Below are 21,163 nucleotides of genomic sequence, written 5' to 3' on the forward strand. Positions count from 1 at the left end.
GTCGCGACCCTCCGATGCATTCCGTCGACATACGCCTTCAAACTGGAGCGGGTGAAGGGAATCGAACCCTCGTCGTAAGCTTGGAAGGCTTCTGCTCTACCATTGAGCTACACCCGCAACTCCTGAACAGGGCTACCACACGCCACGCTTTGGGGCCGTTGGTGGAGGGGGAAGGATTCGAACCTTCGTAGACGCGAAGTCGGCAGATTTACAGTCTGCTGCCATTGACCGCTCGGCCACCCCTCCGAACCTGCGGCAAACGCGGCGCGAGATAAGCCTGTTCAGCCCGTGAAACGGGCGCGCGTTGCTCGCAAATCCAATGGGTTACGTCAAGGGCAAATCCCCTTATACAGGCGCCCATGCGCAACCGACCGCACCGACCCAGCCGGCCGACCCGTGAACGGCAGCAAAAAGGGGGGCATCAGTCGGTGTGGCTTTTCGGCCGCCACGCCGTGCTGGCCGCCCTGGCCAATCCCGAGCGCCGGATCGAGCGCGTCCTGGCCACCAAGGAAACGGCCGAGCGTCACGCGGCCGAGCTGGGCAGCAAGGTCGAGCTTCTCTCGCGCGACGATCTCAGCCATCGCCTGCCCGCTGGTGCCGTGCATCAAGGCCTCGCCGCCCTGGCGGTCCCCCTGGAGGAGCCGCAGCTCGAGGATGTCTTGGCGCGCTGCGGCGACAATGCCCTGGTTCTCGCCCTCGACCAGGTCACTGACCCACACAATGTCGGCGCCATCCTGCGCAGCGCCGCGGCGTTCGGCGTGGCCGGCCTGATCGTCACCGAACGCCATGCGCCGGCCGACACCGGCGTGCTGGCCAAGGCCGCATCGGGCGCGCTGGAAATCGTTCCTCTGGTGCGTGCCGTGAACCTGGCGCGCACCCTGGAGCAGCTGAAGGAAGCCCGCTTCTGGCTCTATGGCCTGGACGAGCGCGGCGACGTCGCGATCAACGATCTCGATCTCGGCGGTCGCGCCGGCATCGTGCTGGGTGCCGAGGGCGAGGGCCTGCGCCGCCTGACCACCGAGAAATGCGATCGGCTCGTGACAATTCCGACCGACCAGCGGCTTGCGGCGCTCAATGTCTCCAATGCTGCGGCGGTCGCCGCCTATGAATGGGCGCGGCGACGCAGCAACTCTTCATAGACAGCGACATACTCGCTCGCCATGCGTCGCGCGGTGAAGCGGCGCTCGAAGCAGGCGCGCACCTCGCGCCGATCGATCTCGCCCAACCGGCCGACGGCGCGCACGGCGCCCTCCTCGTCGTCCACGACGAAGCCTGTGATGCCCTCGTCGATCACCTCCGGCACCGAACCATGGCGAAAGGCGACGACCGGCGTGCCGCAGGCCATTGCCTCGATCATCACCAGACCGAACGGCTCCGGCCAGTCGATGGGAAACAGGAGTGCGGCGGCTTCGGCCAGGAATTTCTCCTTGGTCTGGTCGTTGACCTCGCCGGTGAGCTGGACGTCGCAGCCGTCGATCTTGGGCTCGAGCTGCTCCTTGAAGTAGCCGCGCTCGCCCTTGGGCACTTTGGCCGCGATGCGCAACGGCATGCCGGCGGCGCGTGCGATCCGCATGGCCGCCTCGGGTCCCTTCTCCTTTGTCAACCGACCGAGGAAAGCGAGGTACGATCCTCGCTCGAAGCGACCGTGTAGGGAATCGGCCGGCAGGCCGTGATAAACGGTGCCCAGCCAGTTGGCGCCGGCAAGCGGCAGTTGCTGATTGTGCGAGATCGACACGAACGGCGCGTCGGGAAAGTGGCGCACGACATCCGGCAGGCCGGCGATGTCCAGGCGCCCGTGGAAGGTGGTGAGAAACGGCACGCCCGCCCGGGTGAGCAGCGGCAGGTGCAGCCAGTCGATATGGCAATGGACGACGTCGAATTCCCTGGAGCGCGCCGCGAGGGTTTCAAGCAGGACCGATTGTACGGCGACGGGATCGGTGCGCGGCCGGCCAAGCCGGAAGGCGTAGGGCCAGACTGGCACCAGCTTCGCCCGCGTGCGCGAATTGCCACTGGCGAACAGCGTGACGTCGTGGCCGAGTTCGACCAGCTCGTCGATCAGCCAGGCAACAACCCGTTCAGTGCCCCCGTAGAGCTTGGGCGGCACGCTTTCAGCCAAAGGCGCGACCTGGGCGATGCGCATGGCGAACCTGCAGTCACGGCCGCCGGTAGCCGGCCAGCAGATCGAGCCAATCCTCGAGCAGGCGACTCATCAGGAAGTTCTCGCGCACCATCTCCCTCGCCCGCGCCCCGAGCCGCCGGCGCAGGTCGGCATCCTGCAGCAGCTGCACGATGCGCTCGGCCGCCTGGTCGATGCTGTCGACCAAAAAGCCGTCCTTGCCGTCGGTGATCTGGCGGCGAATGCCGCCGACATTGCCGCCGATCACCGCGGCGCCTTTCCACATCGCCTCGGTGACGGTGAGCCCGAAACCTTCGCGCGTCGACTTCTGCAACACGACGGCGGCGCGCCGCTGCAGGGCGTTCACCAGGACCGGATCGTCGACCGTGAGCACGATGACGCGCTCGTCGATCGAGGCCTTGATGGTCTCGAGGATGACATCGCCTTCCGGATCGTCGGTCGCGCTGTTGCCGACCAACACCAGGGTGCAGTCGACGCTCTGGCGCGCCTTGCGGAACGCCTCGATCACGCCCATCGGATCCTTCCAGCGATCGAACCGCGAGATCTGCGTGACCAGCGGCCGATTGGTGGGGATCCTGTGGCGCATCAGGCACTCGTCGATCTCGCTCTCGGACAGCTCGGCGTTCTTGGCTGAGAACGGATTGATCGCCGGCGTGAAGAAGTGCTGCACGATATCGATGTCCTGGGCGTACTCCGGCAGTGAGAAAATTGCGGCATCGTAGGAGTCGACGAAGCCACGCAGGTAGTTCCAGGTGGCCGGGTTGGGCGTCGAAAGATCGATGTGGCATTGCCACAGCCACGGCATCTTGCGGTCGGCGAAGTGCCCGACCAGCGGCAAGGGTTGCGGGTCGTGGATCACAACAGCGTCACAGCCCGCCAGATGCAGCCTGGTGGCATTCTCGAACACGACCTGCTCGTAGACCGCCTTCTCGGCGTCCGTGAGATCGACCCTTTCGCCCTGCAGCGCGTTGTGAAACTTCTTGGTGCAGCTGAAGAAGGCCGGCGTTCCCTGGATCTGTCGCCAGCCGGTTTCGATGCCGAGCGCGTTCATCATCAGGGTGAGCGGGGTCAGGATCTCCGTGACGCCGCCGCCATAGAACGTCGAATTGACGTGGATGACGTGCGCGTCGCGGACCTGGTCGGCTTTCTTGAATATTCGGCTGGCAGCCGCCTGCCCGATCAGCGGCTCGTACTGTTCCAGCGGATGGAGGCCTAGGGTTGCCTTGTCGAGGGCCGCAGTTTCAACGGTCATCGGCTGCCTGCCATTTTGAAGCACCTCCCGAAACGATGAGGTGGATAAGGGATTAGACCGCCCGAGGTTGCTCGGCGCTGAAGGGGCGGCTTGGCCAATGCAAAAGAAAACCCTAAAAGGGCACGCAACGCCGGGTTAGCACAGCGGTAGTGCAGCGGTTTTGTAAACCGAAGGTCGGGGGTTCAAATCCCTCACCCGGCACCACCCTCCGAAGCTTTGGCGAAGGAGGGCGGCTGAAAGACGGGGTGGATTCCGCAGATATGACGGTCACAGTCTTGGTTACGGGCGGCGCCGGCTATATCGGCAGCCACGTCTGCAAGGCGTTGGCCGAAGCGGGCGACACACCCGTCTGTTACGACACGCTCGAGAAAGGCCACGAGTGGGCCGTGCAATGGGGTCCTCTCGAGAAGGGCGACATCGGCGACAAGGCACGGCTCGACGAGGTGTTCACGCGTCACAGGCCGCGGGCGGTGATCCACCTCGCCGGCTATATAGAAGTCGGCGAATCGGTCCGGCAGCCCGAGCGCTATCTCCACAATAACGTGACCAAGTCGTACGCGCTGATCGATGCGGCGGTACGGCACCATATCGAAGCCTTCGTCTTCTCGAGCACCTGCGCGGTGTACGGACTGCCGCAGATGGAACTGCTGACCGAGACCCATCCGATCGCCCCGCTCAGCCCCTATGCCGAGTCGAAGGCCAAGATCGAGGATGCGCTCGCCGAAGCCGCAGGTCGCGGCTTGCGTTCGGCAGCGTTGCGCTACTTCAACGCCGCCGGGGCGGATTCCGGCGGGACGATCGGCGAGGCGCACAATCCGGAGACCCATCTGCTGCCGCTGGCCGCCGATGCCGCGCTCGGCCTCGGCCCCGCCCTCACCCTGCTCGGCACCGATTATCCGACGCCCGACGGCTCGTGCATCCGCGACTTCGTGCATGTGAGCGATCTCGCCGACGCCCACCTTCGCGCCATCGCCTGGCTCGGCGGCCGGTCGGCAAGCGGTCACGAGACGTTCAACCTAGGCAGCGGCTCGGGCTACAGCGTGCGCCAGGCGATGGCCGAGTCCGGCCGCATCGCCGGCACACCCGTGCCGCATGCCGTCGGCCCACGCCGTCCCGGCGATTCGCCCAAGCTGGTCGGCGACATCGCCAAGGCCAAGCGCGAGCTCGGCTGGTCGCCGAAACGCGATCTTGCCGCACAGATCGAGGACACGCTGCGCTGGCGACGGAAGATGCCGCGTTGATCGGAGCGCGGACCTCCAGGTCCGCTCATTGCCTTAGTCTTCCGGACCGCGCGCATCCTGCGCGCTCATGAATCATGAGCGAGCTGGAAGCTCGCGGTCCAGAAGAGCATGAGCGGACCTGGAGGTCCGCGCTCCGATCAGAGGCGCAGCGGCAGGTTGCGCAGGCGCTTGCCGGTCGCGGCGAAGATCGCGTTGGCGACGGCGGGCGCGATCGGCGGCGTGCCGGGCTCGCCGACGCCGCCGATGGCGGACGAGCCGGTGTCGACGAGATGCACCGCCATCACCGGCGCATCGGCCAGGCGCACCGCGTCGTAGTCTGGGAAGTTCGATTGCTCGACGGCGCCACCCGCCAGCGTGATCTCGCCGTAGAGCGCGGCCGAGAGCCCGTAGATGATGCCGCTCTCCATCTGCGCCCGCACGATGGCAGGGTTGACCACCGGGCCGCAGTCGATGGCGCAGGTGACGCGCTTGACCTGCAAGGTCTTGCCGTCGGTCACCGTGACCTCGGCGACCTGGGCCACGATCGAGCCGAACGAGGCGCGCAGCGCAATGCCGCGGCCCGAGCCCGCCGGCAGCGCCGTGCCCCAGCCCGCTTCCTTCGCGGCCGTCTCCAGCACTTTCAGATGCCGCGGATTCTTCGCCAGCAACTCGCGGCGGAACTCGAACGGATCCTTCTTCAGCGCCAACGCCAGCTCGTCGACGAAGCTTTCGTCGAAAAACGCGGTGTGCGAATGGCCGACCGACCGCCAGAAGCCGACGGGCACCGATCCATCCGGAACGATGGCCTCGAGCTTGTAGAACGGAAAGGCGTAAGGCGGGTTCTCTACGGCATTGCCCTCTGGCTTGCCCTGCAACGGCAGGCCGACCACGCGCGCCCCGAACTGATCGGCCGGCGACTGCGCCACCTGGCGCTTGGCGACGCTCGCCAGCTTCGGCGTACCGCCTGACGTATCGAGTTCGGCGCGCCAGCGGGCGAGCGCCATCGGCCGATAGAAGTCGTGCTTGATGTCCTGCTCGCGACCACAGGACCTGCACCGGCTTGTCGGGCATGGCGAGCGCACAGGTCACGGCCTGGCGCACCAGGTCGACCTCGGCGCGCCGGCCGAAGCCGCCGCCGAGGAAGGTCGTGTACACACCGACCGCGTCCTGCGGCACGTCCGCGACCTTGGACGCGATCAGGCGCACCAGCGTCGGCGACTGGTTGGGCATCCAGACCTCGACCTTGGCCTTGTCGCCACCCGTGCCGTCTTGGCGTGTGACCTGCGCCGTGCAGTTCATCGGCTCCATGGTGGTGTGCGCAAGATACGGTGCGCGATAGGTCGCCTCGATTGGCCGCACTGTTGGCTGCATTGCCGCGGGCTTCTTCTCCTCGCCCAGCGTGCGGACAAGCGCCGGCTTGCCGTCCTGCATCAGCCCCTCGTAGCGCTGCCACAGGGTAGCGCTGTCGAGGTTGGGTTCCGGTCCCGGCTGCCACTGCACCTCGATGCCTTCCTGCAGCAGCTTGTTGGCGCGCCACCAGCTGGTGCCGATGGCAGCGATGCCGCCCGGCACGATGATCACGGTCTCCACGCCCTTCGCCAGGTTCCCCTTCACCTTGAAGCCGGTGGCCGAGCCACCGAAGGTCGGCGCGTTCAGCACCGCGGCATAAAGCAGGCCGGGCCGGCGCACGTCGATGCCGAAGGTTGCCGTGGCCAAAACCTTGGCCGGGATGTCGAGCCGCGGCAGCGGCTTGCCGATGAGCTTGAACTCCGACGGCTTCTTGAGCGGCGGTGCCGGCATCGACGACAGGTCGCCGACGTGATCGACCAGCTCGCCGAAGGTGGCGACGCGCCCGCCGCTCTTGCGCCGCACCTCGCCATCGAAGACCACGAGCTCGCTCACCGGCACCGACGCCTTGCGGCTCGCCGCGCGCAGCAGCAGGTCGCGCGCCACGGCGCCGGCGACTCGCATGGGATGCCAGGCGTCGCGCACGCTGCTCGAGCCGCCGGTGGCCAGTACCCCCAGGACGCCGCCGAGCTTGCCCGCCATCCAATGTGCGATGTCGACGACGGTGCCCGTTTCCTCCGGCGAGAAAGGCAGTCCGTCGATCAGGATGTCGACATTGCGGTAGACGCCGTTCTCCGGCGGGTCTTCGACGCGCACCTGGTTCCAGCGCGCATCCATCTCCTCAGCCACCAGCATGGCCAGCGCCGTCTGCACGCCCTGTCCCATCTCGGCGCGCGGCACGGCCACGACCACGCCGTTGTCGCGCGTGATCTTCACCCAGCCGCTCAAGCCCGCTTCGTTCGGCTTGACGTTGAACAGCGTGCGATCGCCCAGCCGATCGCGCTCGCGGGCAAACCAGAAACCGACACCCAGCAGGCCTCCACCGGCGACGCCGCCGATGATCGCCATGCGCCGGGTCCACTTCTTCACGGCGCGCCGCCCAGCAAGGCCGCCGCGCGATGGACGGCGCGGCGAATGGCGCTGTAGGTGCCGCAGCGGCAGATGTTGGACAGGACCTCGTCGATGTCCTGGTCGGTCGGCTTGGGATTGGCCTTGAGCAGCGCCACCGCCGACATGATGAAGCCGGGCTGGCAGTAGCCGCACTGGGGCACCTGCTCCTCGATCCAGGCCTTCTGCACCGCGTGCAACGTGCCGGGCGCCAGCCCTTCGATGGTGATCACCGTCTTGCCGGCAGCGTCCGATGCCGCCATCGAGCACGACCGCACTGGCGCGCCGTCGATGTGGACGGTGCAGGCGCCGCACGACGCCACACCGCACCCATACTTGGGTCCCGTGATATTGAGGTCCTCGCGCAGGACCCACAGCAGCGGCTTCTCGGCCTCGACATCAACCTGAGCCAGCTGGCCGTTGACGGTGAACGAGATCATCGCCGGATGAGCGTATCACCCATGACGAGGACGTCCATCTTGGTTCGCAGGAAACAGTCGATGGCTTCCTCGGGCCTGCAAACAACCGGCTCGTTCTCGTTGAAGCTGGTGTTCAGGACCATGGGCACGCCGGTGATGTCGCGGAACGACTGGATCAGCCGGGCATAGCGCGGATTACCCGCCCAGGTGACCGTCTGTAGCCGGCCGGTGCCATCGACGTGGGTGACCGCCGGGATCTCCTTGCGCTTGGCCTCTCGGATCCGGAAGACCTGCATCATGAAGGGGACGTCGTCGTCGGTTTCGAACCACTCCGGCACCGCCTCGCGCAGCACGGAAGGCGCAAACGGCCGGAAGGATTCGCGGCGTTTGATCTTGAGGTTGAGGATATCCTTCATGTCGGCGCGCCGCGGATCGCCCAGGATCGAGCGGTTGCCGAGCGCCCGTGGGCCCCATTCGAGACGGCCCTGGAACCAGCCGATCACCTTGCCGAGCGAGATCGCCTCGGCCGTCCGCTTGCACAACGTCGCCTCGTCGGCGATGCGCTCGATGGTGCAGCCTGCGGTGTCGAAGTCGGCGCGGCGCTGGGCGATGGCGGCGGCGATCTGGTCGGGTGTCGCCGACGGCCCCCAATAAGCGTGATCCATCACGAAGTGACGGCGTGCGGCGGCCCCGCCAAGCTTGTGCCAGGTGGCGAAGGCCGCGCCGATCGCGCCGCCGGCATCGCCGCCGGCCGACTGGACGTAGAGCTTCTTGAACGGCGTGCGCTCCAGCACCTTGCCGTTGGCCACCGAGTTGTAGGCGCAGCCGCCCGCCAGCACGACGGCGTCGGCGCCGTAGCGGCGGTGCAAGGCGCCCAGAAGATTGAAGAAGGCGTTCTCGTAGGTGACCTGCGCCGAACGCGCGATGTCGCGATGGCGATCTTCCAGCGGCGCGGCCGGATCGCGCGCCGGGCCGAGCAGGCTCGCGAGCTCGTCGCTCCACAATTGCCCGCCCGAGGGAATGCCGTCCTTCACCTGGTAGTTGGCGCCCTGGCCCGACGCGTGGCGGAAGAAGCGCAGGTCGAGCTCGAACGTGCCGTCGTCCCTCGTCTTCACGATCTGCTTCATCAGGTCGACGAAGCGCGGCTCGCCGTAGGGCGCGAGCCCCATCACCTTGTATTCGTCGCCATAGTGCGGAAAGCCGATGAATTGCGTCATCGCTTCGTAGAACACGCCGAGCGAATGAGGGAAGTAGACGCGGCCGTCGACCCGGAGGTTGCCGCCCTCGCCCAGGCCCCAGGCGGCCGACGAAAAATCGCCGAAGCCGTCGACCGAGACCGCCGCGGCCTTGTCGTAGGGCGACACCAGGAAGGCCGAGGCGAGATGGCAGAGATGGTGCTCGACGGCATGCACGGCGCCACGGAACTCCTGGTCCGGCAGCGCCTGCTTGAGGTTGCCCGCTATGTCGGCGCGCTCGCCGCGCTGGCGTAGGCGGCTCAACACATAGGACGGGGTGACGCCCGAGGTCAGGACATAGCCGAGCTTGCGCCAGCGGTTGGCGCGGTTGTCGCTGTTGACGGCGACGTGCTCGACGTCGGCGAGCGCGATGCCGGCCTCGCTGAGGCAGTAGCGGATCGCTTCGCCGGGAAAGCCGCCCCAGTGCTTGATGCGGCGGAAGCGCTCTTCCTCGACGGCGGCGATCAGGGTGCCGTCCTTCACCAGGCAGGCTGCGGCGTCGGCGTGATAGGCGTTCAGCCCGAGGATGTAGGTCATCGGTCGAGGTCGCGGCGCAGCAGGTGCATGGAAAGGATCAGGTCGGCGGTCACGCGCTGGGCTGTATAGAGAAGCCCGGCCGTCCCGTCGAATATCAGGCCCTTCACGACCAGGCAGTGCACGGCGACGGCGATCGGCCCCAGGAAGCGCGTGCGGCGCAGGCGGCCGGGCCAGCTCAGCTCGGACCATGGCCGGGTGGTGAGCTTCTCGGCTTCCTGCGCCTGGTAGCGCGACTGCGACTGCAGCCAGCGCTCCAGGCTCTTGCGGTCGTCGTGCAGCAGGCGGTTGTTGAGCTTCACGATCGGCCCGTCGATGCGGAGCTTCTCGGTATGGCCGTCCTGGACGAACCGGCCACGGCCGCGCCGGAACAGGACGGGCAGCGCGGGATAGAGCGAGGCGCGCAAGGGCCGGCCATCAATGCAATAGGTAAAGGCGATCTCGCAGGCGGCGGTCTCCTCGGCCGGCGTCAGCGCCGCGATCTCGTCACGCAGCGCCGGCTCGACCATGTAGTCGGCGTCGAGCCGCAGCACCCAGCCGCTGGTGATGCCGGTCTGCTCGACGGCGAAGCGCCACTGCTCGGCGTGGGTATCGAACGGCCGCTGGACCGTGCGGACATTGGGGAAGCGGCTGGCAATCGCCAGCGTGTCGTCGGTCGAGTTGCTGTCGACGACCACGACCTCTTTCGCCCATGTCAGGCGCTCGAGGGAGCGGCCGATGTTGGCGGATTCGTTGTAGGTCAGGATGACAGGGGTGATTTCGGCCAGCACGATGCCTGGAGGGCCATTGGGGGCCTATCTCACTGGTATAAGTGAGTTTTTTGGCACCGACCACCGATTTCCCCCAAAACTGTCTGCAGTCGACCGTCGCTGTCGCCGTATTATTGCCGCGTCATTGGGCGACTTGACGAAAAAGCGCGAGGCGCGCAAACGAGCACCCCATCGCGCTTGGCGAGTCCACAGGGTACACCGTGCCCAACCTCGCAAGTCTTTGAAAAATAGGATAAAAGCCCTCTCTTCGCGTGAAAGGCTGGTCAATGTCCAAGAATGATCTCGTGGTCGTCACCGGTGCCGGTGGCTTCATCGGCGGCCATCTGGTCCGCGTCCTGCAGCAGCGCGGCCACACCAAGATCCGCGCCGTCGACGTCAAGCCGCTCAACGAGTGGTACCAGAAGACCCCGGGCGTCGAGAACCAGGTGGGCGACCTCGCCCTGCTCGAACCGTGCCGTGCCGCCGCCAAGGGCGCGCGCATGATCTACAATCTCGCCGCCGACATGGGCGGCATGGGCTTCATCGAGACCCACAAGGCCGAGTGCATGCTGTCGGTGCTGGTCAGCACCCACATGCTGGTCGCCGCCAAGGAAGCCGGCACCGAGCGCTTCTTCTATTCGTCGTCGGCCTGCGTCTACAACGGCGACAAGCAGATCCGCACCGACGTCACCGCGCTCAAGGAAGAGGACGCGTATCCCGCCATGCCGGAAGACGGCTACGGCTGGGAGAAGCTGTTCAGCGAGCGGATGGCCCGCCACTATCGCGAGGACTACGGCATCGCCACCCGCGTGGCGCGCTACCACAACGTCTACGGCCCAGAAGGCACCTACGACGGCGGGCGCGAGAAGGCGCCGGCCGCGATCTGCCGCAAGGTCATCGCCGCCAAGCTCTCGGGCAAGCATGAGATCGAGATCTGGGGCGACGGCGAGCAGACCCGCTCGTTCATGTACATCGACGACTGCACCGACGGCACGATCCGCCTGGCGCAAAGCGACATCATCGAGCCGCTGAACATCGGCAGCGACGAACTGGTCAGCATCAACCGCCTGGTCGATATCGTCGAGAAGATCGCCGGCGTGAAGCTGAAGCGCTCCTACAAGCTCGACGCGCCCAAGGGCGTGCGCGGCCGCAACAGCGACAACACGCTGATCAAGAAGCTGATGAACTGGGCGCCCTCCATCCGTCTCGAGGACGGCATGGAAAAGACCTACAAGTGGATCCACGACGAGATGACCTCGGGCAAGGCCTCCGTCGTCAACGCCCTGCCGCGCGCGGTCGCGGCGCAGTAGCGGTTCTGGGACCTTAAAGGTCCCTCGGCCTTCGGCCTCGGGATGACAGCAATGTTGTCATCCCGAGCGCTGCGAGGGACCTTTCTCTAGCGCCCGACGCGGCTCACGTGGTTGTTGCCGCGCAGCAGGCCGTCGAAATACTCGACGGTGTTCTTCAGCCCCTGTTCCAGCGGCACCTTGGGCTCCCACTTGAGCTTCTCGCGCGCCAGCGTGATGTCGGGGCAGCGCTGCAGCGGGTCGTCGACCGGCAGCGGCCGGGCGATCACCAGCTTCGACTTGCCGCCGACCACCTTCAGCACCGCCTCGGCCAGTTGCTTCATCGAGATCTCGACCGGGTTGCCGATGTTGACCGGCCCGGTGAAATCGTCGGGCGTGTCATTGACCAGGCGCATCCAGCCCTCGATCTGGTCGTCGACGTAGCAGAAGGCGCGCGTCTGCGTGCCGTCGCCGTAAAGCGTGATGTCCTCGCCCTTGAGGGCCTGGACGATGAAGTTCGACACCACGCGGCCATCGTTGGGATGCATGCGCGGGCCGTAGGTGTTGAAGATGCGCGCCACCTTGATGCGCAGCTTGTGCTGGCGCCAGTAGTCAAAGAACAGCGTCTCGGCGCAGCGCTTGCCCTCGTCGTAGCAGGCGCGCGGCCCCAGCGGATTGACGTTGCCGCGGTAGCTCTCGACCTGAGGATGCACCGTCGGATCGCCGTAGACCTCGCTGGTCGAGGACTGGAAGATCTTGGCGCGCGTGCGCTTGGCTAGGCCCAGCATGTTGATGGCGCCGTGCACCGAGGTCTTGGTCGTCTGCACCGGGTCGTGCTGGTAGTGGATGGGCGAGGCCGGACACGCGAGATTGTAGATCTCGTCGACTTCGACATAGAGCGGGAAGGTCACATCGTGACGCATCAGCTCGAAGCGCGGATTATCGAGGCACGCCGCCAAATTCTGCTTGGTACCGGTGAAGTAGTTGTCGACGCACAGGACGTCGTTGCCCTGGGCCAGTAGCCGCTCGCACAGATGCGAGCCCAGGAAGCCCGCGCCGCCCGTGACCAATATCCGCTTGCTCATGTTTCCTCAGAAAGCCCCGCTCGATCCCACGCCCCGACAGTAGTGTACGCGCTCTGGGCGATCAAATCCTTGAAATCACTCCAAAAGCCCCGAAGATGCCGCGCAATCGGGGAAAGCGTTCAATGAGCATCGAGATCACGAGCCTGGCAGACATCGTGCGACGGCATGCGGCCGCCCGCCCTGACGCCGCGGCCCTGGTCCATGCCGGCCACACGACGAGCTATGCCGCACTCGACCGGGCGGCGAGCCGCGTCGCCAACGGCCTCATCGTCGAGGACATCGAGCCGCAGGCGCGCATCGCCCATCTGGACAAGAGCAGCGACATCTTCTTCGAACTGCTGTTCGGCGTGGCTAAAGCCAACGCCGTGATGGTCTCGGTCAACTGGCGGCTTGCCGCGCCGGAAGTGCTGCACATCGTCAACGACGCCAAGGCCGAGATCCTGTTCGTCGGCGAGGAGTTCTTCGCCGTCGTCGATAAGATCCGCGACGAACTCAAGACCGTGCGCAAGATCGTGGCCTTCGGTGCACGCCACCCGGCCTGGGAATCCTTCGCCACCTGGCGCGATCGCCAGGACGACACCGATCCCAACCTGCCCACCCGGCCGACCGATACGGCGGTGCAGTTCTATACCAGCGGCACGACGGGACTGCCGAAGGGGGCGGAGCTGACCAACGCCAACTTCGCCTGGATGCTGCCGCTGTGGACCAAGACCTGGCTGCTGGCCGAAGGCGTTCCCAACCTCGTCTGCCTGCCGATGTTCCATATCGGCGGCGCCGGCTGGGGCATCGCCGGTCTCTTCTCCGGCGCCACCAACCATGTGATGCGCGAGTTCGTGCCGCTCGAGATCCTGCAGACCATCGAGCGCGAGAAGCTGCAGGTCATGCTGCTGGTGCCCGCGATGATCCTGTTCCTGGTGCAGGCGCCGCAGATCCGCGAGACCGATCTTTCGAGCCTGCGCCTGATCGTCTACGGCGCCGCGCCGATCCCAGCCGACCTGCTGAAGCAGGCGATGGGTGTCTTTCCTTGCGGCTTCCAGCAGGTCTACGGCCTCACCGAGACGACCGGCGCCATCACCCTGCTGCCGCCCGCTGACCATGACCCGGCCGACGTGAAGAAGCTCCTGTCCTGCGGCTATGCGCAGGAGGGCGTGGAGCTGCGCATCGTCGGCGACGAGGGCAGGGACATGGCAACGGGCCAGGTCGGCGAGATCGCCGTGCGCTCGCGGCAGATCATGGGCGGCTACTGGAACCTGCCCGACGCCACCAGGCGCGCCATCCAGGGCGACTGGTTCTTCACCGGCGACGCGGGCTACCTCGACGACAAGGGCTACCTCTACATCTACGACCGCGTGAAGGACATGATCGTGTCGGGCGGCGAGAACATCTATCCCGCCGAGGTCGAGAGCGCCCTGTTCGGCCATCCTGCCGTCGCCGACGTCGCGGTGATCGGCGTGCCCGACGAGCGCTGGGGCGAAGCGGTGAAGGCCGTCGTGGTCAAGAAGCCCGGCGCCGACGTGAGCTCGGGCGAGCTGATCGGCTGGGCACGCGAGCGCATCGCCGGCTACAAGCTGCCGAAGTCGGTCGACTTCGTCGACGCGCTGCCGCGCAATCCGACGGGCAAGATCCTCAAGCGCGAGCTGCGCAAGCCCTACTGGGGCGACAAGCAGCGCCAGGTGAATTGAGGCGAGAGTTGGGGACGCGCCACGTACACAGCGCGTCCAGTCCCACCCACTGACCTATCGGCTGCGCGAACGCTGCCCACCGCCGCCCGACGGAGGCGTATAGGTCGGCCGCGGCGTCGCGGGTGCGCTCACCTGCTGCGGGCGCGGCTGCTGTACGGGCGCGCTCGCCTGCTGCATGCGCCAACCACCGTTGTTGCCGCCCCAGTTCTGCTGCGGCTGCTGCTGGCGCGGCTGCTGCGGCGGCATGCTGGCCTGCTGCATGCGCCAGCCGCCGTTGCCGCCGTTGGCGGACGGCTGTTGCGTCGGTGCCGCCGTCGGCTGCGTCCGCTCGTTGTTACGGGCGTTGTAGATGCGCTGGCTCTGGTTGTTCTGCATCTGGTCGATGCGGCCGTGCTCATAGGGCGACACACGGCCATCGGAACGGGCGTTCGCCTCGTAGCGGTCGATGCGGTTCTGGCCGCGATCCAGCCGATTGGCCTCGCCGCGCGTCAGCGAACCGTCGCGCACGCCGTTGTCGATGCGACGGTCGTTCACCGCATCGCGGCGCTCGACGCCCGGCGGGCGGTTGCCGTCCCAGCCATTGTGCTGGCCGTTGTTCCAGCCGTAGTGCCGGTTAGGATCGCCGCCGCGGTCGCCCCAGTTGTGGTCGCCGCCGTTGCGGCCACCCCAGTTGCGGTCACCCCAATTGCGGTCGCCCCCATTGCGGTCGCCCCAGCCATGGTTGCCCCAACCGTCGCGACCGCCGTCGCGGCCCGCGTAGTTGCGGTCGCGCCAGCCGTCAAAACGGCCGTCGGTGTGGCCCCAGCTCTGGCCGCGATCCCAGGCCTGCTGGCTGTCGTGGCTCTGGCGATAGATCTGCCGGCCCTCGCGGTCGACCATCTGGTCGATGCGGTTGCGCTCCTGCTGGGTCACCACACCGTCGGCGCGCGCGCGCGCCTGGGCGCGGTCGATAGCCCGCTCGCCCTGCTCGAGGCGATAGGCCTCGCTGCGCGTGATCTGGCCGCTCTGGATGCCCTGCTCGATGCGGTTCTGCTGGTAGTCCTGGCGTTGATCGATGCCGTACATCGATTGCGCGTACGCGCCGCCGCCGACGAGCAGGCTGCCCGTCAGAACGGCGTAAGGGATGCTGCGGAATTTGGACATCGTTTATCCTCGAACGTGAAGCGACGGCGGATGTACCGTCTCCAATCGCTACGCCCGTCCGTTTTGCGGCATCCCTCGTCTTCGCCGCACTTCGGCGGTAAAACCGTCACGACCACAGCAATGTCACCAGCAGCGTCCAACCGATGTCCGAATTGCCCGACAACCTGACTCCTGTCCGCGCCAACCACGCCTTCGACGAGGCGCGCCTCGCCGACTACATGAAGGCCCATGTCGACGGCTACCGCGGCCCTGCGCGCCTGCTCCAGTTCGAGGGCGGCCAGAGCAACCCGACATTCCACATAACGGACGGCGGCGGGCGCATGTACGTGCTGCGCAAGAAGCCGCCCGGCAAGCTGCTGCCCTCGGCGCACCAGGTCGATCGCGAATATCGCGTGATCAAGGCGCTGAGCGACCACACCGACGTGCCCGTGCCGAAGCCCTACGCCCTCTGCCAGGACGACGGGGTGATCGGCACCGCCTTCTACATCATGGAATTCACGCCGGGCCGCGTGCTGGCCGATCCCAGGATGCCCGACGTCTCGCCGGCCGACAGGGCCAAGATCTTCGATTCCATGAATGACGTGCTGGCGCGCATCCACAATGTCGACTACCGCGCCGTCGGGCTCGGCGATTTCGGCCGCGAGGGCCAGTACATCCAGCGCCAGATTTCGCGCTGGTCGAGCCAGTACGACCTCGCCCGCACCGAGCATATCGAGGCGATGGAGCAGCTGAAGCAATGGCTGCCGGCCAACATCCCGCCGGGCGACGAGACGCGCATCAACCACGGCGACTATCGGCTGGGCAACACCATCGTCCATCCGACCGAGCCGCGCATCGTGGCGGTGCTCGACTGGGAGCTCTCCACGCTCGGCCATCCGCTGGCCGACCTCGGCTACAACTGCATGATGTACCACTTCGGCGAGGGCTTCGGCGCCTCGGGCGGCTATGCAGGGCTCGACCTCAAGGCGTTCGGCATCCCGACGGAGCCCGAGTACCTCGCCGCCTACGCGCGGCGGACCGGCCGCAAGGAAGTGCCGTCCTTCGACTTCTACCTCGCCTTCTCGCTGTTCCGGCTCGCCGCCATCGTCCAGGGCGTCTACAAGCGCGGCCTCGACGGCAACGCCTCGTCGGAGACCGCCACCAAGTACGGCAACCGCGCCAAGGCGCTGGCCGACATGGCGTGGTCGATGGTGGAGAAAAGGGCTTAAGGGAGCACGGACCTCCAGGTCCGCGCTCCGCTACTCGTCCGTCAGCGGCACCATCGAGGCGTCGTTGCCCTTGGGGCAGTTCTCGGTGTCGATCACGGCGTTGGCCGGGTTGCGATAGCGCTCGATGTTGTAGGGTGCATCGTCGCTGGGCGGGCGCGCCGGCGGCGTGCGTAGCGTCCAGGCGACCAGGCGCTTGATCACGCTGCCCAGCGCCTGGTCGAAGGCGTCGACGACCTTGGGCACCGAATCGGCGCGCGCCCGCACGCAGCGCTCAAAGGATCCGACGCCGATGATCTGCCGGTCAGGCATGCGCACCAGCTTGGCAATGATGCGCACGCGCACGATCGGCGGCTTGCCGTAGTAGTAGAGCGCCTCGAAGTTGCGCAGGTCGGGCTGCAGCACGTAGTTGGCGCGGATGCCGATCGATTCGCGCGCGACCGCCACGATCTTGCGCGTGTTCTCGAAAGAATCGACGATCCTGGTCTGCACCATCAGCGGCGCGCGATCGGTCCACGCCGCCTTGGCGTAGTAGTCGGTCGACGTCGGCGTCATGGCGATGGCGATGCGGCCGGTATTGAGGTTGGCCGCGGCGGCCGGCGCCTCGACCGCAAGCTGCCAGTAGACCGACGGCAGGTCGGGGTCGAAGGTGCTCTTGGGAGTAACCGTGTAGAGGTCCTGAGGCTCGGTGGCCGCGTCGACCGCACTGATGAACTGGCAGCCGGCAAGCAGGGCGACCGCCCCCGCGAGGGCGGCCAGGCGAAGTATCATTTGGGCGTGTATCCTTGCTTGCCGCTGAACACGAAGCCGGACGGATCCCGTTCGAGCCGGGTAGCGATGACGTTCAGGTTGGTGGTGAGCTGACGCAGCTCGCGGATGGTCATCGACAGCTCGTTGAGCCCGGTCTCGGTGAAGTTCTTGACCGGTCCCTTGCTGTCGCTGACCAGCTTGCTGAGCTGGCCGGCCGCATTGTCGATGTTCTTCAGCGCCACGCGCGCCTCGATGATGGTCTTATTGAGCTCGCTCGGCTCCTTGCCGGCCAGCGCCTTCTTGGTGTTGGCGTCCTGCGGCCCCAGCTCGAGGGCGAGCACGTTCAGCGAATCGGCGAGCGTATTGACCTTGTCGAAGGTCTTGCGGAACTCGGCGATGGCGATCGGCAGCTCGGCCAGCGTCGACTGGATCGCCGCGTCCTGCTTGGCGAGCGCTGTGCTCACGGTCGACAGGTTGCGCAGCGTATCGGTGACCGCGCCGACATTGTCGGGACTCAAGAGCTCGTTCAGCCGGTCGACCGTGACGCCGGCCTTGGTCAGCAGCTCCTGCGCCGAGGTCGAGGTCGCCTGCAGGAACGACGCGCCCTCGCGAATCTCGGGGTAAGGCCTGTCGCCCGCCCTCTTCTTGGGCTTGATCTGGTCGACGTCGAGGCGGCCGACGATCTGGATGAACGGCGCGCCGGCGATGAACGGCTTCTCGAACACCGCGTAGGAGCGCTCGCGGATGTCAATGTTCCAGTCGACGGCGACCGTGACCTCGATCTTTTCGCTGAGCCGCTCGCGCCCACTCGAGCGCTGGGTATCGACGCGCGAGGTGAGCTGGATGTTGGCGACGCGACCGACGCGCAGGCCGCGATAGAACACCGGCGAATCGGTGGTCAGTCCCTGCACGTCACCCGAGAACAGGATGTCGTAGTAAGCGTAGGCCGTGCGGTCGCCCGCACGCAGCTTCCAGATGACGAATCCCGCGACCGCCGCAATGAACAGGATCATCGCGGCGCCGATCAGCACATAAGGCGATCTTCTTTCCATCTGACGCCGCTCTACTCCTGCTGCTTGGCCGCGGCCCGCCCGCGCGGCCCACGGAAGTACTCCTGGACCCACGGGTGATCGAACCCGAGCAACTCGTCTATCGTACCTACCACGACGCGCTTGTCGAGAAGCACGGCGATGCGGTCACAGACCGCATAAAGGCTGTCCAGGTCGTGCGTGACCATGAGAATCGTGACGCCAAGGCTCTTGTTCAGGTCCTTGACCAGCTCGTCGTAATGCGCCGCACCGATCGGGTCGAGGCCGGCCGTCGGCTCGTCGAGGAACAGCAGGTCCGGGTCGAGCGCCAGGGCGCGGGCAAGGCTGGCGCGCTTGCGCATGCCGCCCGAAAGCTCCGATGGCTTCTTGTCGCCGGCGTCCGGCGGCAGCCCGACCATCGCGACCTTGAGAGCCGCGATGTCGCGCATCGTCTGCTCCTCCAGGCCGACATGCTCGCGGACCGGCACGATGATGTTGTCGGTGACGCTCAGGGAGGAGAAGAGGGCGCCGTCCTGGAACTGCACGCCAGTACGGGCCTGCATGGCGCGCTCGGCTTGGCCGTGCAGGGTGGAGATATCGACCCCCAGCATCTCGATGGTGCCCTTGGTGTGCCCATTGAGGCCGATGATGGTGCGCAAAAGCACAGACTTGCCGGTTCCCGACCCCCCGACCAGGCCGACAATCTCGCCGCGAAATACGTCGAAATCGAGATTGTCGTGGATGATGTTGTCGCCGAACTGCGTGCGCACGCCGCGCAGCTTCAGCACGACGTCGCGGCCGTCGCGGTGATCGACGAGCTGGCCGCCTTCCAGGAGCTTGGGCGACGCCGGCTTCTCGGCATGTTCCTTTGCGGGGGCGGCAGTTTCGGCCATCACACGCCTGCCAGCAGGAAGATGATGGAGAAGATCGCATCGAGCACGATGACGCAGAAGATCGATTCGACCACCGACTTGGTCGTGAGCTGGCCGACGCTCTCGGCGCTGCCCCTCACCTGGAGGCCCTCGAAGCAGCCGACGATGGCGATGACCGCGCCGAACACCGGCGCCTTGATCATGCCGACGTAGAAGTGCCAGGGCCCGACCGTGTCGCGCAGCCGCTCGAAGAATTGAACGAAGGTGAAGTCGAGATAGACGGTGCAGGCGACCGCTCCCCCCAGCAGCCCGGTCATGTCGCCCCAGAAGGCGAGCAGCGGCATGGAGATGACCAGCGCCGTGATGCGCGGCATGACCAGCCATTCGATCGGGTTCAGCCCGATCGTGCGCATGGCGTCGACCTCCTGGTTGACCTGCATGGTGCCGATCTGGGCGGTGAAGGCGCTGCCCGAGCGGCCGGCGACGATGATGGCCGTGAGCAGCACGCCGAGCTCGCGGAACATGCCGATGCCGACCGCCTCCACGGTGAACGTCTCGGCGCCAAACTGTTTGAGCTGCTGGACGCCCTGGTAGGCGATGACGACGCCGATCAGGAAGGTCAGCACGCCCACGATCACCAAGGCGCGGATCCACACCTCGTACATCTGGCGCACGACGGCGTTCAGGCGGAAGCGCTTGGGATGCAGGCAGGCCTCGACGAAAGTCACGAGGATCTCGCCGAAGAAGGCGGCAAGGTTCACGCCCTGCTCGTAGAGATGGACGGTGTTGCGCCCGATCTCCTCCAGCCAATGGGCCAGCCAGTTCGGATGGCGCTCGGGCGGCGCCTCGCACATGTTGTCCTGCACGACCTTGAACAGGTCGGCATGGGCCTTTTCGGCGGTCTCGATCTGGGCGTCGGGCCCGCCGGCCAACATCAGGATCTCGAGCGCGCCCGCGGTGTCGAGGCGCTCGACCTTCTTGGCGTCGACGATGCGGTCGGCCTTGCCGGCGCCCGCCGCAGCCAAGGCCTTCTCGGCCATGCGCCGGATGCCGCGCAGGCTGAACACCGTCCATGTGCCGGCGACCTCGATGACGGGTTTTCCTGCGCGCTGGGTGTAGCGGATCGTGGGTTGGGCGTCGGCCATCGGCGATGATTAGTCGTCGTGCGGCTTGGCGCTGTCAATCTCCAGGCGAATTGCACCTTACCGCCCGCGCTGTCACGATCCGCCACCGGAGGAACCAATGGGCAAGTGGCCGAGCCTCGACAAGATCGAGATGGACGACGACCCGATCGACAAGGACGACTACCAGGATAAGCTCGAAAAGCTGCAGCACCGGCTGCTCGACCTGCAGATCCACAGCCTGCGCAACGGCGGTCGGGTCCTGATCGGCATCGATGGCTGGGACGCCGCCGGCAAGGGCGGCCTGATCGAGCGCATCGTGAGCGGCCTCGAGCCGAAATCGATCCAGGTCTATCGCATCGGGGCACCGATGCCCGACGAGCAGGGCCGCCATTACCTCTGGCGCTTCTGGGACCGCCTGCCGGCGCCGGGTAACTGGGCCATCTTCGATCGCACGTGGTACGGCCGCGTGCTGGTCGAGCGCATCGAGGGTTTTTGCAGTAAGGACGCCTGGAAGCGGGCCTATCGTGAGATCAATGAGTTCGAGCGCCAGCTCACCGACGACGGCGTGCGCATCGTCAAGCTCATGGTTCATGTCAGCGAGGGAGAGCAGAAGCAGCGCATGATCGAGCGGCTCGACGACCCTCATAAGCACTACAAGATCGGGCTGGAGGACTTCCGCAACATCGCCAAGCGCAAGGCGTACATCGAGGCGTACGACGACATGCTGGAGCGCACCGACACCGACTGGGCGCCCTGGCACGTGATCGCCTCCGACAACAAGATGCGCGCCCGTCTGAAGGGTCTGAAGATCATCGACGACATCGTCGGCAAGGGTATCGACGACCTCGAGCTACCGCTCGATCCGAAGATCGCTGAAGCGGCCCGCAAGCTGTGGGGCTGGAAACCGGGCGAGAAGAAGAACAACAAGCATCATTGATGGGGTTCATCGGAGCGCGGACCTCCAGGTCCGCTCATGTTCTTGTCTTCC

At 66.3% G+C, this 21,163-nt stretch carries 20 protein-coding genes, 3 tRNA genes and 2 pseudogenes; 9 read left to right on the forward strand and 16 right to left on the reverse strand.

All coding sequences use genetic code 11. From position 1 onward, the window contains the following. Positions 1-43: 43 nt before the first annotated feature. Both RSO01_RS39545 and RSO01_RS39550 read right to left on the reverse strand, forming a co-directional pair. Positions 44-117: transfer RNA gene (locus RSO01_RS39545), tRNA-Gly, on the reverse strand. A 42-nt stretch (positions 118-159) separates the two neighbouring features. Further along, a tRNA-Tyr gene (locus tag RSO01_RS39550) sits at positions 160-246 on the reverse strand. Between the two features lie 182 nt (positions 247-428). Here RSO01_RS39550 and rlmB point away from each other — a divergent pair. Beyond that, positions 429-1,139 carry a 23S rRNA (guanosine(2251)-2'-O)-methyltransferase RlmB gene (gene rlmB / locus RSO01_RS39555; protein WP_246159114.1) on the forward strand — a complete coding sequence of 237 codons (711 nt, stop codon included), beginning with the start codon at positions 429-431 and terminating at the stop codon, positions 1,137-1,139. Here the strand turns inward: rlmB and RSO01_RS39560 are convergent. Both RSO01_RS39560 and RSO01_RS39565 read right to left on the reverse strand, forming a co-directional pair. Further along, a complete protein-coding gene (locus tag RSO01_RS39560) occupies positions 1,103-2,140 on the reverse strand; it encodes a glycosyltransferase family 4 protein (protein ID WP_147156103.1) in 1,038 nt (345 codons plus the stop codon). The two genes, rlmB and RSO01_RS39560, sit on opposite strands and share 37 nt — an antisense overlap. Positions 2,141-2,153: 13 nt before the next feature. Next, a complete protein-coding gene (locus RSO01_RS39565; RefSeq protein WP_147156104.1) occupies positions 2,154-3,389 on the reverse strand; it encodes a glycosyltransferase in 1,236 nt (411 codons plus the stop codon). A gap of 129 nt (positions 3,390-3,518) precedes the next feature. Here RSO01_RS39565 and RSO01_RS39570 point away from each other — a divergent pair. Both RSO01_RS39570 and galE read left to right on the forward strand, forming a co-directional pair. Then, positions 3,519-3,593, forward strand: a tRNA-Thr gene (locus RSO01_RS39570). Positions 3,594-3,649: 56 nt separating this feature from the next. Further along, positions 3,650-4,630, forward strand: coding sequence for a UDP-glucose 4-epimerase GalE (galE, locus tag RSO01_RS39575; protein ID WP_147156105.1), 981 nt, complete (start codon positions 3,650-3,652; stop codon positions 4,628-4,630). A gap of 137 nt (positions 4,631-4,767) precedes the next feature. On the opposite strand, the gene RSO01_RS39580 is transcribed toward galE, so the two are convergent. Next, positions 4,768-5,613, reverse strand: a complete 846-nt coding sequence (locus tag RSO01_RS39580; protein WP_147156106.1) for a molybdopterin cofactor-binding domain-containing protein — start codon at positions 5,611-5,613, stop codon at positions 4,768-4,770. Between the two features lie 88 nt (positions 5,614-5,701). Continuing rightward, a pseudogene (locus RSO01_RS50090) lies at positions 5,702-6,040 on the reverse strand (molybdopterin cofactor-binding domain-containing protein); the annotation flags it as partial. 73 nt (positions 6,041-6,113) lie between these two features. Here RSO01_RS50090 and RSO01_RS47950 point away from each other — a divergent pair. Together RSO01_RS47950 and RSO01_RS49635 are read left to right on the forward strand one after the other, a co-directional pair. After that, positions 6,114-6,278 carry a hypothetical protein gene (locus RSO01_RS47950; RefSeq protein WP_170303714.1) on the forward strand — a complete coding sequence of 55 codons (165 nt, stop codon included), beginning with the start codon at positions 6,114-6,116 and terminating at the stop codon, positions 6,276-6,278. A gap of 24 nt (positions 6,279-6,302) precedes the next feature. Beyond that, a complete protein-coding gene (locus tag RSO01_RS49635) occupies positions 6,303-6,431 on the forward strand; it encodes a hypothetical protein (protein WP_281291605.1) in 129 nt (42 codons plus the stop codon). Positions 6,432-6,820: 389 nt separating this feature from the next. Here the strand turns inward: RSO01_RS49635 and RSO01_RS50095 are convergent. From RSO01_RS50095 to RSO01_RS39600, 4 genes and pseudogenes are all read right to left on the reverse strand, one after another. Further along, positions 6,821-7,024: pseudogene (locus RSO01_RS50095) on the reverse strand (hypothetical protein); the annotation flags it as partial. Between the two features lie 17 nt (positions 7,025-7,041). Continuing rightward, the gene (locus RSO01_RS39590) at positions 7,042-7,503 is read right to left on the reverse strand and encodes a (2Fe-2S)-binding protein (protein WP_147156107.1); all 462 of its coding nucleotides are present in this window, start codon (positions 7,501-7,503) and stop codon (positions 7,042-7,044) included. Next, entirely contained in the window at positions 7,500-9,254 is a 1,755-nt protein-coding gene (locus RSO01_RS39595) for a carbamoyltransferase family protein (RefSeq protein ID WP_147156108.1), read from the reverse strand. The genes RSO01_RS39590 and RSO01_RS39595 overlap by 4 nt, the downstream gene beginning before the upstream one ends. After that, the gene (locus RSO01_RS39600) at positions 9,251-10,021 is read right to left on the reverse strand and encodes a glycosyltransferase family 2 protein (protein WP_218037606.1); all 771 of its coding nucleotides are present in this window, start codon (positions 10,019-10,021) and stop codon (positions 9,251-9,253) included. The genes RSO01_RS39595 and RSO01_RS39600 overlap by 4 nt, the downstream gene beginning before the upstream one ends. A gap of 266 nt (positions 10,022-10,287) precedes the next feature. On the opposite strand from RSO01_RS39600, the gene RSO01_RS39605 reads away from it, so the two are divergent. Next, positions 10,288-11,310 carry an NAD-dependent epimerase/dehydratase family protein gene (locus RSO01_RS39605; RefSeq protein ID WP_147156110.1) on the forward strand — a complete coding sequence of 341 codons (1,023 nt, stop codon included), beginning with the start codon at positions 10,288-10,290 and terminating at the stop codon, positions 11,308-11,310. A gap of 86 nt (positions 11,311-11,396) precedes the next feature. Here the strand turns inward: RSO01_RS39605 and RSO01_RS39610 are convergent, their stop codons facing one another. Next, positions 11,397-12,371: a UDP-glucuronic acid decarboxylase family protein gene (locus RSO01_RS39610; RefSeq protein WP_147156111.1), complete on the reverse strand. Its 975-nt coding sequence runs from the start codon at positions 12,369-12,371 to the stop codon at positions 11,397-11,399. Positions 12,372-12,493: 122 nt separating this feature from the next. On the opposite strand from RSO01_RS39610, the gene RSO01_RS39615 reads away from it, so the two are divergent. Beyond that, on the forward strand, positions 12,494-14,053 hold the full coding sequence (locus tag RSO01_RS39615) for a long-chain-fatty-acid--CoA ligase (protein ID WP_147156112.1): 1,560 nt from the start codon (positions 12,494-12,496) through the stop codon (positions 14,051-14,053). A 54-nt stretch (positions 14,054-14,107) separates the two neighbouring features. On the opposite strand, the gene RSO01_RS39620 is transcribed toward RSO01_RS39615, so the two are convergent. Beyond that, positions 14,108-15,196, reverse strand: a complete 1,089-nt coding sequence (locus RSO01_RS39620) for a hypothetical protein (RefSeq protein ID WP_147156113.1) — start codon at positions 15,194-15,196, stop codon at positions 14,108-14,110. A 143-nt stretch (positions 15,197-15,339) separates the two neighbouring features. On the opposite strand from RSO01_RS39620, the gene RSO01_RS39625 reads away from it, so the two are divergent. After that, positions 15,340-16,404, forward strand: a complete 1,065-nt coding sequence (locus tag RSO01_RS39625) for a phosphotransferase (RefSeq protein WP_147156114.1) — start codon at positions 15,340-15,342, stop codon at positions 16,402-16,404. 30 nt (positions 16,405-16,434) lie between these two features. On the opposite strand, the gene RSO01_RS39630 is transcribed toward RSO01_RS39625, so the two are convergent. The 4 genes from RSO01_RS39630 to RSO01_RS39645 are packed head-to-tail and all read right to left on the reverse strand — an operon-like array spanning position 16,435 to position 20,196. After that, entirely contained in the window at positions 16,435-17,172 is a 738-nt protein-coding gene (locus tag RSO01_RS39630; RefSeq protein ID WP_147156115.1) for an ABC-type transport auxiliary lipoprotein family protein, read from the reverse strand. Continuing rightward, positions 17,169-18,203 (reverse strand): MlaD family protein, encoded by a 1,035-nt coding sequence (locus tag RSO01_RS39635; RefSeq protein WP_147156116.1) that lies wholly within the window; start codon positions 18,201-18,203, stop codon positions 17,169-17,171. The genes RSO01_RS39630 and RSO01_RS39635 overlap by 4 nt, the downstream gene beginning before the upstream one ends. A gap of 11 nt (positions 18,204-18,214) precedes the next feature. Next, complete coding sequence (locus tag RSO01_RS39640) at positions 18,215-19,072, reverse strand: ABC transporter ATP-binding protein (protein ID WP_147156117.1); 858 nt, start codon at positions 19,070-19,072, stop codon at positions 18,215-18,217. Then, on the reverse strand, positions 19,072-20,196 hold the full coding sequence (locus tag RSO01_RS39645; RefSeq protein WP_218037607.1) for an MlaE family ABC transporter permease: 1,125 nt from the start codon (positions 20,194-20,196) through the stop codon (positions 19,072-19,074). Before RSO01_RS39645 ends, RSO01_RS39640 begins: the two co-directional genes overlap by 1 nt. Before the next feature lie 97 nt (positions 20,197-20,293). Between RSO01_RS39645 and RSO01_RS39650 the strand changes: the two genes are divergently transcribed. Beyond that, positions 20,294-21,112, forward strand: a complete 819-nt coding sequence (locus RSO01_RS39650; RefSeq protein WP_147156118.1) for a polyphosphate kinase 2 family protein — start codon at positions 20,294-20,296, stop codon at positions 21,110-21,112. Positions 21,113-21,163: the final 51 nt, after the last annotated feature.

It is taken from the genome of Reyranella soli, assembly GCF_007992495.1.
Lineage (GTDB): Bacteria > Pseudomonadota > Alphaproteobacteria > Reyranellales > Reyranellaceae > Reyranella > Reyranella soli.

What these genes read in the sequence shown, in the direction of transcription:
- galE (WP_147156105.1), top strand. Translation starts at nt 3,650, where the DNA reads ATGACGGTCACAGTCTTGGTTACGGGCGGCGCCGGCTATATCGGCAGC.
- RSO01_RS39580 (WP_147156106.1), bottom strand. Translation starts at nt 5,613, where the DNA reads ATGGCGCTCGCCCGCTGGCGCGCCGAACTCGATACGTCAGGCGGTACG.
- RSO01_RS39625 (WP_147156114.1), top strand. Translation starts at nt 15,340, where the DNA reads ATGTCCGAATTGCCCGACAACCTGACTCCTGTCCGCGCCAACCACGCC.
- RSO01_RS49635 (WP_281291605.1), top strand. Translation starts at nt 6,303, where the DNA reads ATGCCGAAGGTTGCCGTGGCCAAAACCTTGGCCGGGATGTCGAGCCGC.
- RSO01_RS39615 (WP_147156112.1), top strand. Translation starts at nt 12,494, where the DNA reads ATGAGCATCGAGATCACGAGCCTGGCAGACATCGTGCGACGGCATGCG.
- RSO01_RS39635 (WP_147156116.1), bottom strand. Translation starts at nt 18,203, where the DNA reads ATGGAAAGAAGATCGCCTTATGTGCTGATCGGCGCCGCGATGATCCTG.
- RSO01_RS39565 (WP_147156104.1), bottom strand. Translation starts at nt 3,389, where the DNA reads ATGACCGTTGAAACTGCGGCCCTCGACAAGGCAACCCTAGGCCTCCAT.
- RSO01_RS39610 (WP_147156111.1), bottom strand. Translation starts at nt 12,371, where the DNA reads ATGAGCAAGCGGATATTGGTCACGGGCGGCGCGGGCTTCCTGGGCTCG.
- RSO01_RS39560 (WP_147156103.1), bottom strand. Translation starts at nt 2,140, where the DNA reads ATGCGCATCGCCCAGGTCGCGCCTTTGGCTGAAAGCGTGCCGCCCAAG.
- RSO01_RS39650 (WP_147156118.1), top strand. Translation starts at nt 20,294, where the DNA reads ATGGGCAAGTGGCCGAGCCTCGACAAGATCGAGATGGACGACGACCCG.
- RSO01_RS47950 (WP_170303714.1), top strand. Translation starts at nt 6,114, where the DNA reads ATGCCTTCCTGCAGCAGCTTGTTGGCGCGCCACCAGCTGGTGCCGATG.
- RSO01_RS39645 (WP_218037607.1), bottom strand. Translation starts at nt 20,196, where the DNA reads ATGGCCGACGCCCAACCCACGATCCGCTACACCCAGCGCGCAGGAAAA.
- RSO01_RS39595 (WP_147156108.1), bottom strand. Translation starts at nt 9,254, where the DNA reads ATGACCTACATCCTCGGGCTGAACGCCTATCACGCCGACGCCGCAGCC.
- RSO01_RS39640 (WP_147156117.1), bottom strand. Translation starts at nt 19,072, where the DNA reads ATGGCCGAAACTGCCGCCCCCGCAAAGGAACATGCCGAGAAGCCGGCG.
- RSO01_RS39605 (WP_147156110.1), top strand. Translation starts at nt 10,288, where the DNA reads ATGTCCAAGAATGATCTCGTGGTCGTCACCGGTGCCGGTGGCTTCATC.
- RSO01_RS39630 (WP_147156115.1), bottom strand. Translation starts at nt 17,172, where the DNA reads ATGATACTTCGCCTGGCCGCCCTCGCGGGGGCGGTCGCCCTGCTTGCC.
- RSO01_RS39590 (WP_147156107.1), bottom strand. Translation starts at nt 7,503, where the DNA reads ATGATCTCGTTCACCGTCAACGGCCAGCTGGCTCAGGTTGATGTCGAG.
- RSO01_RS39620 (WP_147156113.1), bottom strand. Translation starts at nt 15,196, where the DNA reads ATGTCCAAATTCCGCAGCATCCCTTACGCCGTTCTGACGGGCAGCCTG.